We start from the raw sequence: 16950 nt of genomic DNA, 5'->3' as shown, positions 1-16950 counted from the left end.
GCCCCTCAGTCCCATTCCAGGCCGCCGCGCCGCCATACGTACGCGTACGCGACGAAGACGGTGAGCACGAAGAGCAGCATCTCCACGAGCCCGAAAATCCCCAGGGCGTCGAAGGTGACGGCCCAGGGATAAAGGAAGACGATCTCGATGTCGAAGACGATGAAGAGCATCGCCGTCAGGTAGTACTTGATGGGGAAGCGCCCGCCGCCGGCCGGCGTGGGGGTCGGCTCGATCCCGCACTCGTAGGCTTCGAGCTTGGCCCGGTTGTACCGCTTCGGACCGATCAGCGTGGCCATGACCACGGAGAAGATCGCAAAGCCTGCCCCGAGGGCTCCCAGTACGAGGATGGGCGCATACGCGTTCACCGCTCCTCGCTCCTCTCAGTCGGCACTGACTGCTGGCGATGGCCGGACTCACACCCGCCTCTCACGCCCCTCTCACCCCGCCCGTCCCGGCGAAGATCGAGAACATGTGAAGCAGGTCACAAGCCCAACTGCCTCGCATCTTATGCCCGTGGCTCTGTGATCTGCGACACGGGGTATTGCACAAGCTTTGTGATCTCCACCACCTGACGAAGGATCATGAAGTCGGATGAGCGGTGATCTTCGTACGTGAAGCGTCCGACTGATCACCAGAGGTGACATTTCCGCTCGTCGGCGCAGGTCCGGAGGGGCGTCTCCATATCAAGAGAGTTCCCTTGCATGCAAATTGGCGCTGGACGCGGCCCCTTGATAGAGGCCGCCGTTCACACATCAGGAGGAGGCGCGGGGTGCGATGTGGACGCGTGCACGCGTTCACGAGCGGGTCACGGTCGTGACCGGAGCGCAATCGGGCCGTGATCCCCGCGCGAGACGCACCCGCCACTGTGACCGTTGCGTGACCTCCGCCACATCCATGAGAGGCGCCTGAGAAGCGGGCTTGGCCACGTGCCTCAACCAGTGGTAAGCGCGGGGCAATTCGGGCGTAATGGCGAAAGACCGTGATCACGGGCCCGTTGGGTCGCGCCCGCAATGTCCGTTACGGCGTCAATAAAGAGTGACGCGCAGGGTATTTGGGGCTCCGATTGAGCAACTGTGGCGCACCACACGTTTCTTGAAGGTATGGAGGAGCCCCTGATACCGGTTGTTCTCATGTCCCACACCGCTCACATACGCAGCCACCGGAAGCCCCGCCGCAACGCGACGACGAACCTCGCGGTGCGTGCCGGAGTGGCCGGTGGCGTCCTCAGCATGGCGGCGGCGGGCGCGTCGGCCTCGGCGAGCGCCGCCGAGACGACGCAGACCCTGCAACTGCCCACCCTGACGGCCGACCTGTCCACTCAGGTCGCCCAGTCCGCGGAGGCCACCCAGCAGGCCGCCGCGAACTACCAGCTGCAGGCCGAGCGTGACGCGGCCGCCGCGAAGGCCGCCAAGCAGGCCAAGGCGGACCTCGCGGAGGCCAAGAAGAAGGCGGAGGCCAGGAAGAAGGCGGAGGCCGCCCGCAAGGCCGCCGCCGAGCAGGCCGCCTCCCGCAGCGCCGAGCGGACCACGCTGGCCGCGTCCACGACCAGCACCGCCTCCACGAGCTCCTCGACGGCCACCGGTTCGGCCGCCGCGGTCATCGCCTTCGTGAAGGCGCAGATCGGTGACGCCTACGTCTCCGGCGGCACCGGCCCCAACTCCTGGGACTGCTCGGGCCTGGTGCAGACCGCCTTCAAGCAGGTCGGCATCAGCCTGCCGCGCGTCTCCCAGGACCAGTCGACGGCCGGCACCCAGGTCTCGCTGAGCAACCTTCAGCCGGGCGACATCCTGTACTGGGGCAGCGCGGGCAGCGCGTACCACGTGGGGGTGTACGTCGGCGACGGCATGTTCGTCGGCGCGCAGAACCCCTCGACGGGTGTGGTCGAGAAGCCGCTGTCCTACGACCCGCCGACCGGCGCGGTGCGGGTGCTCTGACACCCGGCACACCGTGGAGGGCCGCAGCCGCTCGGGGGCAGCGGCCCTTCGTCGTACCGTCGGCGCGGCTGTGTGAGTGGCCGGTGTTCTGCTGCGGCTGTTGCGGGTGTTCTGTTGTCATGTCTCCTGGAGGGCGGGGAGAGGCTCCGTGGACCGGAGCCCCGTTGTCCCGCCGTCCGCAGCATCCTCACCGTCACAAGGAGACACCCACATGCCCAGTGTGTTCGTGCAAGGCAGGCCCGTCGACTCCTATCCGCCGCTCGCGCCCGAGGCACGGCGCGGGAAGGTGCGGCGCGTCACCGAGGTCGGCGAGGAGGTGCTGCACAAGCCGTGCCGGGACGTGACCGAGTTCGGGCCGGATCTGGCGGCGCTCATCGACGACATGTTCCTGACCATGTACGTCGCCGAGGGAGCGGGGCTCGCGGCGAACCAGGTCGGCGTCGATCTGCGGCTGTTCGTGTACGACTGCCCGGACGACGACGGTGTCCGGCACGTCGGACACGTCGTCAACCCGGTGCTCGACCCGCTCGGCCCCGCCGGACGCCGGCTGCTCGACGAGGGCGAGGGGTGCCTGTCGGTGCCCGGTGCCGTCATGGCCGTACCGCGGCCGGACCGGGCCGTGGTGCGGGGGCTGGACAAGGACGGCGCGCCGCTCGTCATCGAGGGCACCGGGTACTTCGCGCGCTGCCTGGCCCACGAGACCGACCACGTCAACGGCCACGTCTACCTGGACCGGCTCTCCAAGCGCGACCGCAAGGACGCCCTGCGCCAGGTGGCGGACCGCCGCGACGAGGTCTTCGCCCGCCGGGCCGCCAACGTCGCGGCGCTGAACGGCTAGCTAGGCCTTCGGCGCCACCTTGCTCAGGCCGTTGATGATGCGGTCCATCGCGTCGCCGCCGGTCGGGTCGGTGAGGTTGGCCAGCAGCTTGAGGGTGAACTTCATCAGCAGGGGGTGCGTCAGGCCGCGCTGGGCCGCGATCTTCATGATCTTCGGATTGCCGATGAGCTTCACGAAGGCGCGGCCCAGCGTGTAGTAGCCGCCGTAGGTGTCCTTCAGGACGCGCGGGTAGCGCTGGAGGGCGAGTTCGCGGCTCGCGGGGGTCGGGCGGGCGTGGGCCTGGACGATGACGTCGGCGGCGAGCTGGCCGGACTCCATGGCGTAGGCGATGCCCTCGCCGTTGAAGGGGTTCACCAGGCCGCCGGCGTCGCCGACCAGCAGCAGCCCGCGCGTGTAGTGCGGTTGGCGGTTGAAGGCCATGGGGAGGGCGGCGCCGCGGATCGGGCCGGTCATGTTCTCCGGCGTGTAGCCCCAGTCCTCGGGCATGGAGGCGCACCAGGCCTTCAGCACCTCGCGCCAGTCGAGCTCCTTGAAGGAGTCGGAGGTGTTCAGGACGCCGAGGCCGACGTTGGACGTGCCGTCGCCCATGCCGAAGATCCAGCCGTAGCCGGGCAGCAGGCGGTCCTCGCCGGGGCCGCGGCGGTCCCACAGCTCCAGCCAGGACTCCAGGTAGTCGTCGTCGTGGCGCGGCGACTCGAAGTACGTGCGCACGGCCACGCCCATGGGGCGGTCCTCGCGGCGGTGCAGGCCCATCGCCAGGGACAGGCGGGTGGAGTTGCCGTCGGCGGCCACCACGAGCGGCGCGTGGAAGGTGACCTCGCGCTTGTCCTCGCCCAGTTTGGCGTGCACGCCGGTGATGCGGCCGGTGCGGTCGTCGACGATCGGGGCGCCGACGTTGCAGCGCTCGTACAGCCGCGCCCCCGCCTTCTGGGCCTGGCGGGCGAGCTGCTCGTCGAAGTCGTCGCGCTTGCGGACGAGTCCGTAGTCCGGGAAGGAGGCGAGATCCGGCCAGTCCAGCTGGAGCCGGACGCCGCCGCCGATGATGCGCAGCCCCTTGTTGCGCAGCCAGCCGGCCTCCTCGGAGATGTCGATGCCCATCGCCACGAGCTGCTTGACCGCGCGCGGGGTGAGGCCGTCGCCGCACACCTTCTCGCGGGGGAACTCGGTCTTCTCCAGCAGGAGCACGTCGAGTCCGGCCTTGGCGAGGTGGTACGCGGTCGTGGAGCCGGCCGGCCCCGCGCCGACGACGATCACATCGGCGGTGTTCTCGGAAAAGGGGTCGGAGTGGGGCTCGGTCACGACGGTCACGGCGGGATCTCCCCAAGTTCGAAATCTGCGTGCCGACCGGCACTGGACACCGGCAGTCTATTCAGCGGAACTGATCACCCGGCTGAAGGGCTGCCCCGTGAACCGAGCTCTCCCCGTCGTACGGCTGCGCGTCCCCACCGACGAGGACGCCGTCGCCTGGTACCGGGTCTTCGACGACCCCGAGGTCATGGAGTTCCACGGCGGCAAGGCCGCGGAGTTGTCGGTCTACGAGGAGCTCACCGCCCGCCAGCGCCGGCACGACGCGGAGCTCGGCTTCTGCCTGTGGACCATGGTGAACGAGGACGGCGACGTCATGGGCTTCACCGGCGCGCAGCCGTGGCCGCGGGAGTGGGGGCCGACGGGCGAGATAGAGATCGGCTGGCGGCTCGGGCGGGCGTACTGGGGCAAGGGGTACGCGACCGCGGCCGCGCAGATGACGCTGGAACGGCTCAGGGCGGCGGGCGTGGACAGCGTCGTGGCGATGGTCCGGCCCGGCAACCGGCGCTCCATCGCGGTCACCGAGCGCCTCGGCATGCGCCTGGCCCGCACCTACCCGCACCCGCACCTCCCGGAGGAGGCCCTCTGCTTCCGGCTGGACCTGCCGGGCCGCGAGCCCGCCTGACCACTCACGGTAACCGACCGCTACAGAAAGAGACTTGAGGCTTCCGGTCGGCGCCCCCACGCGGTTACCCTGCCAGTACCGCTGGGGGTGACATCTGTGCACATACCGCCCAAGACACCCGAAGTGCGAGTCCCGAGACTCGTCGGCTTGATGGCCATGGACGCGCGCGAGGCGGCGCAGTCCCGCGGCCTGTTCATCAACTCCCCCGACCGGCCGGACTTCCATCTGGCCGCGGTCGACTACGTCGTACGCCAGTACCCCGCGCCGGGCGCCGAGGTGCCGCGGGACTCGATGGTGTACGTGTGGTTCGACTTCGGCGAGGGCGAAGGCGGCGGAGGCGTGCGCGAGCCGCGCATCCCGCGGCCGCCCACCGGCGGACTGCAGCGCGAGCTGGACGAACCGGGCGGTGACCCGTACGCCGTCATCGGCTCCGGCTGAGCGCCGGGAACGTCGGGCCCGGGCCGAGCGCCGGGAACGTCAGCTCTTGAACCCGCGGTGCAGGGCCACGACCCCGCCCGTCAGGTTGCGCCAGGCCACCTTCGACCAGCCGGCCTTGCGCAGGTGCTCGGCCAGCGCCGGCTGGTCGGGCCAGGCGCGGATGGACTCGGCGAGATAGACGTAGGCGTCGGGGGCGGAGGAGACCGCGCGCGCGACCGGCGGCAGGGCGCGCATCAGGTACTCGGTGTAGACCGTGCGGAACGGCGCCCAGGTCGGGTGCGAGAACTCGCAGATCACCACCCGGCCGCCGGGCCGCGTCACCCGGTGCATCTCGCGCAGGGCGGCGTCGAAGTCCTGCACGTTGCGCAGCCCGAAGGAGATCGTCACCGCGTCGAAGGTGTCGTCCTTGAACGGCAGCCTCGTCGCGTCCCCGGCGGTGAAGGGCAGCCAGGGGTGGTTCCTCTTGCCGACCCGCAGCATGCCGAGGGAGAAGTCGCAGGGCACCACATAGGCGCCGGTGCGCGCGAACGGCAGCGAGGAGGTCGCCGTACCGGCCGCCAGGTCCAGGACCTTCTGCGCGGGCCGCGCGTCGACGGCCCGCGCCACCTCCTTGCGCCATCGCCGGTCCTGGCCGAGGGAGAGCACGTCGTTGGTCAGGTCGTACCGTTCCGCCACGTTGTCGAACATCGAGGCGACTTCGTGCGGCTGCTTGTCCAGGGATGCGCGGGTCACCGGCCCATTGTGGCAGTACGGCCACCGGGCACGAGCGTCGGCTTCTTCTTCGCCGCCACGTCCTCCACCCATCCGCACGCCACCACGAACACCGCGATCAGGATCCAGCCGATGCCGAACATGAACCACTGGCTCTCCAGCGGCAGCCACTTCTCGAACGCGGGCACGTTCCAGAACTGGTCGATCAGCGGCACGGCCAGGATCAGTGCGATCTCGTGCCAGAGGTAGATCGTCACGGCGCGCGCGTTGAAGACGGTCACCGTCCGGTCCAAGCGCCGGAAACGGGTCAGCCAGGCGAAGTCGATGCGGAAGTACGCCTTGGCCCACATCAGCAGCATCACGAACCCGGCCGACCAGAAGGCCTGCGCGAGCGGGTTCTCGTCCAGGTCGTAGGTGCCGAAGTCGGCCTGGTGCGAGAAGGCGTACCAGGCGCCGTACCCCATCGCGGCGAGCGCGAGGACCGCCACCACGGCCGGCTTGAGCTTCTGCAGGACGCCGTCGCGGTGTGCGAAGCCGAGGATCCAGCAGAACAGGTACGTCGACAGGTCCCACAGCGCGCTGCCCAGCCGGTTGTCGGGACCGGACCAGACGAAGTTCAGGACCAGGATCGGGGCCAGGGACAGCACCAGCACCGGGACCGGGGCGAGCCGGAAGACGCGCAGCAGCAGCGGGGAGAGCAGGACGAACCACAGGTAGGTGCGCAGGTACCAGAGGATCTCCCAGGCCTGCTCGCCCCACGCGTTGCCCGGCGGGTCGCCGAGCGGCACGACCCAGTAGACGATCTGCCAGCCCGGCATCCAGTCGTGGATCAGCATCGCGAGGACCACGAAGAAGCCCCAGAACCAGAACGGGGGCAGCAGCCGGCGCAGCCTGCTCCTGAGCACCTTGAGCGCCGGGCGCTCCAGCGACTTGGCCATCAGCGTGCCGGCCAGGCCGAACATGATGCCCATGGAGGGGAGGACCAGCCCGCACCAGGCCCAGCCGAAGGTGTGGTACGTGACCACGCGGATCAGGGCGAGGGCGCGCAGGGTGTCGAAGTAGCGGTCGCGGCCGGAGGGCCGAGGCGGAGGCTTCTCCTCCTCCACCTCGGCGGCGTGGGGAGCCGCGGGCTCCGGCTGCGGCTCCGGCTCCACGACCGGCAGGGGGGCCGTCGACTCGGCCGGCGCCCCCTGCCCGTGGTCGGCGTACTGCTGCGGATACGGCTGCTGGACAGGGGCCTGCGCAGGGCCCGGGTACCCCGTGCTTCCCGGGTACCCGTACCCCTGACCGTAACCCTGCTGCGGGTACTGCTGCCCGTACGGCTGCTGATGTGGCTGCTGGTACGGCTGGTGCCCGTACCCGTACGCCTGCTGCTCCCAGCTCATCAACTCACCCCCGCCGGGGTGCCGACCTCGCCGGTCCGCTTCAGCTTCTGCCAGCGCAGGCGGCCGCCGGTGAGGGCGGTGATGCAGGAATGGATGAGGACGAGGTACATCATCTGGCGGTAGGCCAGTTGCTGCAGCGGCATCATCAGCAGGTACCTGTACTTCTCGCGGTCCAGACGGAACGCGTAGGCGGCGCAGACGAGTTGGATGCCGAGCACCGCCAGCCAGGCCAGCAGGGCCGCCTGGAAGTCGACGAAGATCATCGAGTAGACGGTGAACACGTCGATGAGCGGCGCGAAGACGGGCGTCACGATCTGGAAGACGACCACCAGCGGCATCCCGATCCGCCCGAAGCGGCCCGAAGGGCCCTTGTCCGTCAGGGACTTGCGGTGCTTCCACAGCGCCTGCATGGTGCCGTAGGACCAGCGGTAGCGCTGGGACCACAGCTGCTTCAGGGACCCCGGCGCCTCGGTCCAGGCACGGGCGTGCTCCTGGTAGACGACCCGCCAGCCCGCGCGGTGCATGGCGATGGTGATGTCGGTGTCCTCGGCGAGGGTGTCCTCGCTCATGCCGCCGACCTGGAGCACCGCCTCGCGGCGGAAGGCGCCGATCGCGCCCGGGATGGTCGGCATGCAGCGCAGCAGGTCGTACATGCGCCGGTCGAGGTTGAAGCCCATCACGTACTCGATGTGCTGCCAGGCGCCGATGATCGTGTTGCGGTTGCCGACCTTGGCGTTGCCGGCGACCGCGCCGACCTCGGGGTCGGCGAAGGGCTGCACGAGCTGGCGCACGGTGTCCGGCTCGAAGACGGTGTCGCCGTCCATCATCACGACGATGTCGTGACTGGCGCTGCGCACACCGTTGTTGAGGGCCGCCGGCTTGCCCGCGTTCTCCTGCCGGATGACGCGGACGTTGGTCATGCCCAGCTCCATGGCCGCGTTGCGGGCGATCTCGCTGGTGCCGTCGGTGGAGCCGTCGTCGACGACGATGATCTCGATCGGGTGCGTGCTCTGCGCCAGCGAGCCGAGGGTGTTGGCGATGCACTCCTTCTCGTTGTACGCCGGGACGATCACGCTCACCGGGCGGGTGACCGGCGGCCCCCAGCTGAAGCGGCGTTTGTTGCGCTGTCTGTAGTGGCGCCGGGCGAGGATCAGCATCATCCCGAACCGTCCCATGACGGCCACGCCCACGACGACGAGTCCGGCCGACAGCGCGGGCACGGTCCACTCGGCGACCGCGACGGCCACGATGAGCGCCTTGCCCTCGTAGAGGGTGGTCCCGGTGGCGGTGCGGTGGGCGGCCTGCAGACGGGCGGCGGTGGCCGCGGTACCGCCGGTGCCGAGGCCGTCGAGGCCGCCCGCGGGCTGCTCTCCCGTGGCACCCGCGACGCCCTCCGCGCCGGTCGGCCCCGAGGTCCCCGCCGTGGCCGTCGTACCGGTCGGCCCCGAGGCGTTCGCCGTGCCCGTCGCGCCGGTCGCCGCCTGCCGGCCGGCGGTGGTGTCCTTCTCGATGACACCGCTGACGGTGGTGAAGGTGTAGCCCTTCGCCTTCATCTTCTCGATGTACTTCGGCAACGCCTTGATCGTCTGCGAGCGGTCGCCGCCGGCGTCGTGCATGAGGACCGAAGCGCCGTCGCCGCTCTTCGGCGTGGCCCACTGCACGATCTTGGAGACGCCCGGCTTCTTCCAGTCGTCGCTGTCGGTGTCGACGAAGACGCTGGTGTAGCCGTCCTTGGCGAGCTTCTTGTAGACGGGCCAGCTGTAGTTGTCGATGGCGTCGGTCTCCGAGGAGTACGGCGCCCGGAACAGCGTGGTGGTGATGCCGGCCGCGCCCGCCAGCGCGAGCTGGGTCTGCTCCATCTCACGGTCGATGCGGGCGTCGCTCTGGTAGGAGAGGTCGACGTGGGTGAAGGTGTGGACGCCCACCTCGTTGCCCTGCTCGACCATCGTCTTCACGATGCCCGGATAGCGCGAGACCATCGAGCCGACCAGGAAGAACGTGGCCGGGACGTCGTACTTCTCCAGGATCTCCAGGACCTGGGGCGTGTACGTGGGGTTCGGACCGTCGTCGAAGGTGAGGGCGATGGTCTTCGCCGGCACCGAGAGGCTGGTCATCCGCCCGCCCCGGTAGGTCAGGATCGGCCCGCCGTTGAGGATCTTGTCGGGCACCTTGCTGGAGCTGGCGCCGTCGCGGACCCGCTGGTCGCCGCCGACCTCGGCGCGCAGATAGCCGTCGAGCAGCATCACGCTGGTCAGCCCGAGCAGGAGCAGCAGGGCGAGGATCACGCGCGGGCGCTGCAGCGCCGCCGCCTTGCCCGCGGCCCGCTCGATGCGGGAGGGGGCACGCCGGCGGCCGCGTGAGGACGTCGTCGTGGACATGGGCCTGTGCGCTCCGGTCAGTTGGCCGCTGACGCGGACGCGGACGGGGTGGGCAGGGCCGAAGGGCCGCCGACCTGACTGCCGGTGCCACCCTGCTGGCGGTAGCCGCCGGGACCGGCACCGCTCCCTGCCGGGCCCGCCTGACCGCTGCCGAAGGGCAGCAGCGAGGACGGGTTGACGGACGTGCCGATGCCCATGAAGGCCAGCCCCAGGACGACGGCGTACCCGAGACACAGGACGCCGACCAGGAGGCCGATCCGGCGCAGCAGCTTCGAGCGGCGACCGGAGTTGTCAACGAAGACGGGCCCCTCGACGGACCCGTTGCCGCGTTTGCGGCGGCGACCGGACGCGGTCGCGCGGTTTTCGATGGCAGGCTCGGATTGCATTCCCCAGACATTAGACAGCCTTTATGTGACCGAAACCCCACTTCTTGTGAGGCGCATATGAGAAGCCTCATAACCTGTCCCTCACCTGAGAGATAACCTGAACGACTGGGGGGTGACGGTTGGGGTTGTAGGTAAGTGAATGCCCGTTTTATTCCGCCTTGTTTGTCTGTTGTGTTCGGATCATTCCATGTGTTGCCTGTGCATTAGCCGTCATTCTGAACACAGGTTTCCCGTGAGACGTTTTCCTTTGGAATGGGACCTTGTTTCAATGCTGAGACAGAAATCACGAGAGCGGGTGCATGCCAATGCGGAGTTTCCTGAAGCCGGCGGCCGGGTTCACTTGTCTGTTTGCCCTGGCCACGGCGGGGTGCTCCTCGGGGTCCGGTGGGCCCACCAGCGCCGCGCCCTCCGAGGAAGCCGGGGCGAGCACGTCGTACGCCCCCTACGTGAGCGCCACGCAGGCCGCCGACACCGACTCCAGCGGCTCTCCGTCGACGTACAACCTGGCCTTCGTGATCGCCGACGGCAGTGCGTGCACGCCGAGTTGGAACGGTGAGCACGACCTGGCCGACTCCTCCGTCACGTCCCGGATCTCCCAGCTGAAGCAGGACGGCGCGAGCGTGCGCGTCTCCTTCGGCGGGGCCTCCGGCAAGGAGCTGGCGACGACCTGCGACAGCGCGTCGAAGCTGGCCGCCGCGTACGCCGCCGCCCTGGACGCGGCGGGCTCCCAGCAGGCCGACTTCGACATCGAGGGCGACCAGCTGACCGACGCCGACTCGGTCAAGCTGCGCTCCCAGGCGATCGCCGAGCTCCAGAAGCAACGGCCCGACCTGAAGGTGTCGTTCACGCTTCCCGTGATGCCGTCCGGGCTGGACTCCGACAGTCTGGCGCTGCTGGAGTCCGCGAACACCTACGACGTGCAGGTCTCCACGGTCAACATCATGACCATGAACTACGGCGAGTCGTACGACGGTGACATGGGCGACTACGCCCTCACCTCGGCCAGGGCCGCGCACACGCAGCTGAAGAAGGTGTTCGGGCTGTCGGACGCGGCCGCGTGGCGTGGGATGGCGCTGACGTCGATGATCGGGGTCAACGACGTGGACAACGAGACGTTCACCCTCTCCGACGCGGCGCAGGTGCGGACGTTCGCGGAGGAGAAGGAGATCGCGTGGGTGTCGATGTGGTCGACGTTCCGGGACCAGCAGTGTGAGGCGGGGCAGTCGTCCCAGGACGACGCGGCGACCAACTGCAGCGGGGTGAAGCAGAGTTCGGGGGCGTTCGGAAAGGCGCTGGCGGGCTGACGGCCGGGGGGCAGCGAACCGGAGGGTCAGTGGGCTGGCGGGTCAGTGGGCCGGCGGGCCAGTGGGCCGGTGGCTATCGGCGCCGGTGCACCAGGCGGCCTGCGCACACGGTGGCGACGCAGGCGCCGGTCTCGTCCAGGACGGCGAGGTCGGCCCGGGCGTCCGGCGTGATCTCCGGCGGCCGGGCGGCCGGCAGGACCAGCACGTCGTTGCGGTCCGCCGCCGCGCGGAGTCCGGGCGGGTCGGCGTACGCGGCGAGGATCGCCGTGGCGCCCGACTTCAGTACCTCGTGAACACGTTCACGGGGGCTCGGGGCGTCCGGCAGCGGCCCCTCGTGGACGCGCCCCGGCCCCAGCACGCCCGGCCAGCTGCGCACCCGCGCCCCCGGAAACCGCTCCCGCACGTCCGCCAGCGTGCCCACGGCGGCGACACGGGCGCCGTCCACCGCGACGGCGCCGTCCTTGACCGGCTCGGCGTCGTCCCACGTGGTGCGGACCTCGTCCGCCGCGTGAATCGTCAGCACGGGAAGGTCAGTTGGAGGCGAGGATCTTCAGCTCGGGGTGCGCCGTGCCGCCCGCGATCGCCGTCGAGGAGATGTGCGAGGCGACCCGCTCGTCGACCGGGTCGTTCGCCGGGTCGTCGTGCACGACGAGGTGCTCGTACGTCGTCGAGCGCTGCGCGGGCACGCGGCCGGCCTTGCGGATGAGGTCGATGATCTCCAGCCGGTTGGAGCGGTGCTTGGCGCCGGCCGACGAGACGACGTTCTCCTCCAGCATGATCGAGCCGAGGTCGTCGGCGCCGTAGTGCAGGGAGAGCTGGCCGACCTCCTTGCCGGTCGTCAGCCAGGAACCCTGGATGTGGCGGACGTTGTCGAGGAAGATGCGGGCGATCGCGATCATCCGCAGGTACTCGAAGATCGTCGCCTGCGTGCGGCCCTTCAGGTGGTTGTTCTCGGGCTGGTAGGTGTACGGGATGAAGGCCCGGAAGCCGCCCGTGCGGTCCTGGACGTCCCGGATCATCCGCAGGTGCTCGATGCGCTCGGCGTTGGTCTCGCCGGTGCCCATGAGCATCGTCGACGTCGACTCCACGCCCAGCCGGTGCGCGGTCTCCATGATCTCCAGCCAGCGCTCGCCGCTCTCCTTCAGGGGAGCGATGGCCTTGCGGGGGCGCTCGGGGAGGAGTTCCGCGCCGGCACCGGCGAAGGAGTCGAGGCCGGCCGCGTGGATGCGGGTGATGGCCTCCTCGACGGAGACCCCGCTGATCCGGGCCATGTGCTCGACCTCGGACGCGCCGAGGGAGTGGATGACCAGCTGCGGGAACGCGTCCTTGATCGCCTTGAAGTGCTTCTCGTAGTACTCGACGCCGTAGTCCGGGTGGTGCCCGCCCTGGAACATGATCTGCGTGCCGCCGAGCTCGACGGTCTCCGCGCAGCGGCGCAGGATGTCGTCCAGGTCGCGCGTCCAGCCCTTCTCCGTGTCCTTGGGAGCGGCGTAGAAGGCGCAGAACTTGCAGGCCGTGACGCAGACGTTCGTGTAGTTGATGTTGCGCTCGATGATGTACGTCGCGATGTGCTCGATCCCGGCGTACTGGCGGCGGCGCACGGCGTCGGCGGCGGCGCCGAGGGCGTGCAGCGGGGCGTCGCGGTAGAGGTCGAGCGCCTCTTCGGGGGTGATCCGTCCGCCGGCCGCGGCACGGTCGAGCACGGACTGGAGGTCGGCCTTCTCGGTCACCGGGGCGTCCCTTTCGTCAAGGGGGTGGACGGACCGAACCAGCCTACGTCAGGCGTTTCCCGGCGCCGACGTCAGGCCGGATACCGGATACGCGCCGGCGTCGTCAGACCGCATACGCGCCGGCGTCGTCAGGCCGCGTACGCGCCGATGAGGAGGCCGGCGAACGCGCCGGTGATCAGGAACGGCCCGAACGCGATCGCCGTCCTGCGCCCGGCCCGCCGCAGGACGACGAGCGCGCCGCCGTAGAGGGCACCGAGCAGGAAGGCGGCGAACGTGCCCAGCATCACCGTCGGCCACCCGTACCAGCCCAGCACGGCGCCCAGCCCGAGCGCCAGCTTCACGTCGCCGAAGCCCATGCCGCCGGGGTTGACGAGGAACAGCACGAAGAAGGCGCCGCCCAGCGCGAGGGCGCCGTACAGCGCGGTGAGCCAGTCGCCGGCGTGCTCCGGTACGAGGGCGACGGCGCCGAGCAGGACCAGCGCGGCGCCCGCGAGCGGGAGGGTCAGGGCGTCGGGCAGCCGTTGCACCCGGAAGTCGACCACCGCCAGCAGCACCCCGACGGGCGCGAGCAGCAGCCAGACGCCGAGCTCGGGCCGCGTGCCGGTGGCGGCGGCGAGGGCGGCGCAGACGAGGGCCGTGAGCACGGCGAGGGTGAGGGTGGCGGGGCCGTACGACTGCGAGCGCGTCCCTGGGTTCCCGGAGCCGGTCCCGCAGTCGGGGCAGCGCGCGCGCCCGAGCCACCCGGCGATCCGGTGGCCCGCCGGGCACGACGACCGCCACGGCTCGCCCGCCGGCGCGGAGAAGCGGTACGCGGCGCGTGGCAGCAGCGCTCCGCTCGCCGCACCCCACAGCGCGGCGACGGCGGCCAGCAGCGCCGTACTCACATCGGCGTTCATCCTGCCGCGACGCTGCCGCTGCGCCAGGACGGGAGCAGTTCGTCGAGGAGCGCCTCGGTGCGCGGCGGCAGGCCGCGGGCGCCGCTGCGGCCCACGAGGTCGGCGGCGAGGGCCTGGAGGCGGTCGGCGTCACCCGTGGCGTGCGTGGCGCGCAGCAGCTCGTTCCACAGGCGCTCGTCCGCCGGAGCGGTCCGCAGGGCCGCGTTCAGCGCCTCGATGGCCTTCTCCGCGCGGTCCTTCTCCAGGTGGAACGCCGACAGCGCGAGCCCGATGTCCGCGACCAACAGGGGGAGTTGGGCGTCGATGATCTCGTGCGTGAGCCAGCGGTAGCGGCCCTCGGGCCGGTCGGCGAGCAGCGGGCCGCGCACCAGGACCAGCGCGTCGGTGAGCAGCCGCCCGCGCACGGCCCGGCTGTCGACGCCCTTGCCCTGGGTGGCCTCGTGGTAGAGCGACCGCAGCACGTCCAGGTCCGACACGACGGACTTGGCGAGTGTGAGCCGCCCGGTGGCGTCGGTGGCGAGCCGCGGGCTGCCGTCCGGGTCGGTGCCGAGCCAGGCGCCGAGCCGCTCCAGCAGCGCGTCGCGCACGTCCTCGGTGACGCCGCGCGGCCACAGCGCGGAGGAGAGGACGCGCGGGTGCACGCCCTCGCGGTGCAGGAGCAGCAGCGCGAGCGCCTCGTGCAGCAGCGCGCTGCGCTCCCCGTCCGGCGTCTCCAGGCCGATGATCTCGTACGGGCCGACGAGACGCGCGTACACCGCGGGCCGCCCCTGCTCGCTGATGTCGACGAGGAACGGCGGTGTGGTGGTGGGTCCTTCGGGACCGCGGTCGGGGTCGGCCTCGACGAACAGCTCGACGACGGCCCGTTGGGTCGCCAACGGCAGCATCTGGGCGTCGAGTTCGAGCCCGAGCAGCGGCGCGAGGAGCTTGCCCTCGCCGGTGACCTCCATCTCCCAGGCGGCGCCGGGCAGTTCACCGCTGTCCGTGCCGACCAGGTACCCGATGCCCAACCGGCTCGCGTCGGCGGCGAGTTCGGCGAGCTTGACGGCGTCCTCGGCGGAGGGCTGGGCGGCGAGCAGGACCAGGTGCGGGGCCCAACGGGTGTGCTGGGCGGGGCCCGTGCGCCCGGTGAGCACGGAGTCGTGACCGGCGGCGCCCAGCGCGCCCCGCCGCTGCCGGGTCTCGGCCTCCATGGTCTCGATGAGGTCGTCGATGCCGTCGAGGTGGCGCAGCCGGTTGGGGGCGAGCGGGGTGAGGTCCTCGCCGAACCCGACGAGCGTGATCGTCATCCGGTCGGACCACCCGTTGGTCGCCAACTCGGCGGCCACGGAGGCGAAGACGGCCGCCCGGTCGGCCTCGCGGCCGCTGAGCGAGACGATGCCGGGGACGGACTCCAGGTTGAGCAGCAGCCGCGAGTCGTCCATGGTGCCGAGGCTGACCAGACCGGGGTAGGGCGCGGCCGTGTCGAGGTCGCCGTAGCGCTCGGCGTCGGTGCGCGCCAGCATCCAGAACGTCTGGTCCTGCCCGAGCTGCCACGGCGCCGGGGGCTTCCCGGCGGGCTGGGCGAGTTGCAGGTGCAGATCGCCGTTGGTGAGCCAGGCGGCGTACACGGTGGGCAGGGCGCGCGACTCGGCGGCCAGCGAGGCCGCGAGTCCCCTCAGTGACCGGTCCAGCAGGCGTACGCCTTCGGGGTCGGCGCCGACGAGCAGGGCGTCCTGCGCGTTCGCGGCCTCACCGGTGGGCGTCGGCGGCTCCATCCCGCGCCGCCCACCGAACGCCGCCTGCCACAGCGCCTGCCGGCGCCGGCGGCCCAGGGCACCGAGGAGGCCGGCGGCGAGGAGGGGGGCGGTGAGCAGGGCCTCGGACAGGCCGAAGGAGTGGGAGCCGGACTCGGCGGTGGCGTGCTGGTGGGCGGCGGGGGCGTGCTGCTGCGGCACGGAGACCTGCCGGCCGTGCGGGGCGCCCTGCTGTCCTTGGGCCTGATCGCCGCCCTGGGCGTGGTCGCCGCCCTGGGCGTGGTCGCCGGTCTTGGCGTAGTCGTGGATCTGCTGCTGGAGGCCGTGCGAGACCTGGGCGTTGCCGCCGCCGTCCGCGTCCGGCATCTCGACGAGTTCGCCGCCGTGCGCGTCGCCCGGCATCTCCATGATCCAGCCGGGCCGGATCAGACTGGCCTCGGACAGCTTCGAACCGTCGGGCTGGACACGGTCCTTGTTGAGCTCGTAGATCTCCTTGTACCGGCGTCCGTCGCCGAGGTGGCGCTGGGCGATCTCCCAGAGGGAGTCGTGGTGGCGGCCCTCGGGCGGCTGGATGCGGTAGTACTTCGTCTCGCCGTGCTGATGGGCGGCGGTGTCGGCGTGCGCCGCCGCGTGCGAGGCCTGCTCGGCGAGGGCGGCGGCGGTGCTCGCGGCCTGCTCCTGCTGCTGGGCGAAGAGGCCGGGGGTCGCCTGGGCGGCGGCGACGGCGACGGCGGGCTTCTGGTTGCCCTCCAGGCTGTGCCCCAGCTGCGACAGCCCCGGCGTGAGGCTGGCCGCCGTGGCGCCGACCAGCAGCAACGCGGCGACGAGCTGCCGGGCGAGCAGCTGGCTGGGGCCGGCTCCGGGCACCCGGCCGGGCACGCCGACGCCGGACAGCGCGGCCTTGACCTCCACCAGCACGCAGGCGGTGAACTGCGCCCAGGCCAGCCACACGACGACCGTCAGGATGTGCAGGAACGTCCCTACGGTGATCTCCTGCTGCAGCCAGTCCAGGCTGGGCGCCCCGTGCGGCAACGGCCAGCCGACCGCCACGGCCAGCGCCCCCGGCACCCCGACGACCAGCACGAGCAACGCGACGAACGCGAAGAACGCCTTGACGAAGTCCCCGAAGGTACGCCGCCGGATGCGCACGGGCTGCGGTGTCCGGTTCCTCGGGGCCGAGGCGTTGCCCGTCGTACTGCTCATCGAGCTTGAGGTGCGGCGTCGCGGCATGGCGGGTGTCCTGGTGGTGTGGTGGTGGTCGGTGGGGATGGCGTGGGCGAATGCGTG

At 70.9% G+C, this 16950-nt stretch carries 15 protein-coding genes; 5 read left to right on the top strand and 10 right to left on the bottom strand.

What is annotated here, in order from left to right:
- Nucleotides 1–5: 5 nt before the first annotated feature.
- Complete coding sequence (locus tag ACYF6T_RS34450; RefSeq protein ID WP_003992243.1) at nt 6–365, bottom strand: NADH-quinone oxidoreductase subunit A; 360 nt, start codon at nt 363–365, stop codon at nt 6–8.
- 765 nt (nt 366–1130) lie between these two features.
- On the opposite strand from ACYF6T_RS34450, the gene ACYF6T_RS34445 reads away from it, so the two are divergent.
- Both ACYF6T_RS34445 and def read left to right on the top strand, forming a co-directional pair.
- A complete protein-coding gene (locus tag ACYF6T_RS34445; RefSeq protein WP_461701450.1) occupies nt 1131–1934 on the top strand; it encodes a C40 family peptidase in 804 nt (267 codons plus the stop codon).
- 211 nt (nt 1935–2145) lie between these two features.
- A complete protein-coding gene (def, locus tag ACYF6T_RS34440; RefSeq protein ID WP_461701449.1) occupies nt 2146–2772 on the top strand; it encodes a peptide deformylase in 627 nt (208 codons plus the stop codon).
- Here def and ACYF6T_RS34435 read toward each other — a convergent pair whose 3' ends face one another.
- Nucleotides 2773–4080: a geranylgeranyl reductase family protein gene (locus ACYF6T_RS34435; protein ID WP_461701448.1), complete on the bottom strand. Its 1308-nt coding sequence runs from the start codon at nt 4078–4080 to the stop codon at nt 2773–2775.
- Nucleotides 4081–4177: 97 nt separating this feature from the next.
- Here ACYF6T_RS34435 and ACYF6T_RS34430 point away from each other — a divergent pair, with 97 nt between their 5' ends.
- A complete protein-coding gene (locus tag ACYF6T_RS34430; RefSeq protein ID WP_461701447.1) occupies nt 4178–4702 on the top strand; it encodes a GNAT family N-acetyltransferase in 525 nt (174 codons plus the stop codon).
- Nucleotides 4703–4825: 123 nt separating this feature from the next.
- A complete protein-coding gene (locus ACYF6T_RS34425; RefSeq protein ID WP_461701446.1) occupies nt 4826–5140 on the top strand; it encodes a PASTA domain-containing protein in 315 nt (104 codons plus the stop codon).
- A gap of 39 nt (nt 5141–5179) precedes the next feature.
- On the opposite strand, the gene ACYF6T_RS34420 is transcribed toward ACYF6T_RS34425, so the two are convergent.
- The 4 genes from ACYF6T_RS34420 to ACYF6T_RS34405 are packed head-to-tail and all read right to left on the bottom strand — an operon-like array spanning nt 5180 to nt 10000.
- Entirely contained in the window at nt 5180–5872 is a 693-nt protein-coding gene (locus ACYF6T_RS34420; RefSeq protein ID WP_461701445.1) for a demethylmenaquinone methyltransferase, read from the bottom strand.
- On the bottom strand, nt 5869–7236 hold the full coding sequence (locus ACYF6T_RS34415; RefSeq protein WP_461701443.1) for an acyltransferase family protein: 1368 nt from the start codon (nt 7234–7236) through the stop codon (nt 5869–5871). The genes ACYF6T_RS34420 and ACYF6T_RS34415 overlap by 4 nt, the downstream gene beginning before the upstream one ends.
- The gene (locus ACYF6T_RS34410; RefSeq protein WP_461701442.1) at nt 7236–9614 is read right to left on the bottom strand and encodes a bifunctional polysaccharide deacetylase/glycosyltransferase family 2 protein; all 2379 of its coding nucleotides are present in this window, start codon (nt 9612–9614) and stop codon (nt 7236–7238) included. Before ACYF6T_RS34410 ends, ACYF6T_RS34415 begins: the two co-directional genes overlap by 1 nt.
- Nucleotides 9615–9631: 17 nt before the next feature.
- A complete protein-coding gene (locus ACYF6T_RS34405) occupies nt 9632–10000 on the bottom strand; it encodes a hypothetical protein (protein ID WP_461701441.1) in 369 nt (122 codons plus the stop codon).
- 305 nt (nt 10001–10305) lie between these two features.
- On the opposite strand from ACYF6T_RS34405, the gene ACYF6T_RS34400 reads away from it, so the two are divergent.
- Entirely contained in the window at nt 10306–11304 is a 999-nt protein-coding gene (locus tag ACYF6T_RS34400) for a chitinase (protein WP_461701439.1), read from the top strand.
- Nucleotides 11305–11377: 73 nt separating this feature from the next.
- Here ACYF6T_RS34400 and ACYF6T_RS34395 read toward each other — a convergent pair whose 3' ends face one another.
- The 4 genes from ACYF6T_RS34395 to ACYF6T_RS34380 all read right to left on the bottom strand — a co-directional run bounded on the left by ACYF6T_RS34395 (nt 11378) and on the right by ACYF6T_RS34380 (nt 16893).
- Entirely contained in the window at nt 11378–11827 is a 450-nt protein-coding gene (locus ACYF6T_RS34395) for an imidazolonepropionase-like domain-containing protein (protein WP_461701437.1), read from the bottom strand.
- Nucleotides 11828–11834: 7 nt separating this feature from the next.
- On the bottom strand, nt 11835–13034 hold the full coding sequence (gene mqnC, locus ACYF6T_RS34390; protein WP_461701435.1) for a cyclic dehypoxanthinyl futalosine synthase: 1200 nt from the start codon (nt 13032–13034) through the stop codon (nt 11835–11837).
- Between the two features lie 128 nt (nt 13035–13162).
- A complete protein-coding gene (locus ACYF6T_RS34385; protein WP_461701433.1) occupies nt 13163–13930 on the bottom strand; it encodes a prepilin peptidase in 768 nt (255 codons plus the stop codon).
- Nucleotides 13927–16893, bottom strand: coding sequence for a BTAD domain-containing putative transcriptional regulator (locus tag ACYF6T_RS34380; protein ID WP_461701431.1), 2967 nt, complete (start codon nt 16891–16893; stop codon nt 13927–13929). Before ACYF6T_RS34380 ends, ACYF6T_RS34385 begins: the two co-directional genes overlap by 4 nt.
- Nucleotides 16894–16950: the final 57 nt, after the last annotated feature.

This window comes from Streptomyces sp. 7R007, from assembly GCF_054850255.1.
This window is presented reverse-complemented; position numbering and strand designations above follow the sequence as displayed.

What these genes read in the sequence shown, in the direction of transcription:
- ACYF6T_RS34400 (WP_461701439.1), top strand. Translation starts at nt 10,306, where the DNA reads ATGCGGAGTTTCCTGAAGCCGGCGGCCGGGTTCACTTGTCTGTTTGCC.
- def (WP_461701449.1), top strand. Translation starts at nt 2,146, where the DNA reads ATGCCCAGTGTGTTCGTGCAAGGCAGGCCCGTCGACTCCTATCCGCCG.
- ACYF6T_RS34405 (WP_461701441.1), bottom strand. Translation starts at nt 10,000, where the DNA reads ATGCAATCCGAGCCTGCCATCGAAAACCGCGCGACCGCGTCCGGTCGC.
- ACYF6T_RS34380 (WP_461701431.1), bottom strand. Translation starts at nt 16,893, where the DNA reads ATGCCGCGACGCCGCACCTCAAGCTCGATGAGCAGTACGACGGGCAAC.
- ACYF6T_RS34445 (WP_461701450.1), top strand. Translation starts at nt 1,131, where the DNA reads ATGTCCCACACCGCTCACATACGCAGCCACCGGAAGCCCCGCCGCAAC.
- ACYF6T_RS34415 (WP_461701443.1), bottom strand. Translation starts at nt 7,236, where the DNA reads ATGAGCTGGGAGCAGCAGGCGTACGGGTACGGGCACCAGCCGTACCAG.
- ACYF6T_RS34385 (WP_461701433.1), bottom strand. Translation starts at nt 13,930, where the DNA reads ATGAACGCCGATGTGAGTACGGCGCTGCTGGCCGCCGTCGCCGCGCTG.
- ACYF6T_RS34410 (WP_461701442.1), bottom strand. Translation starts at nt 9,614, where the DNA reads ATGTCCACGACGACGTCCTCACGCGGCCGCCGGCGTGCCCCCTCCCGC.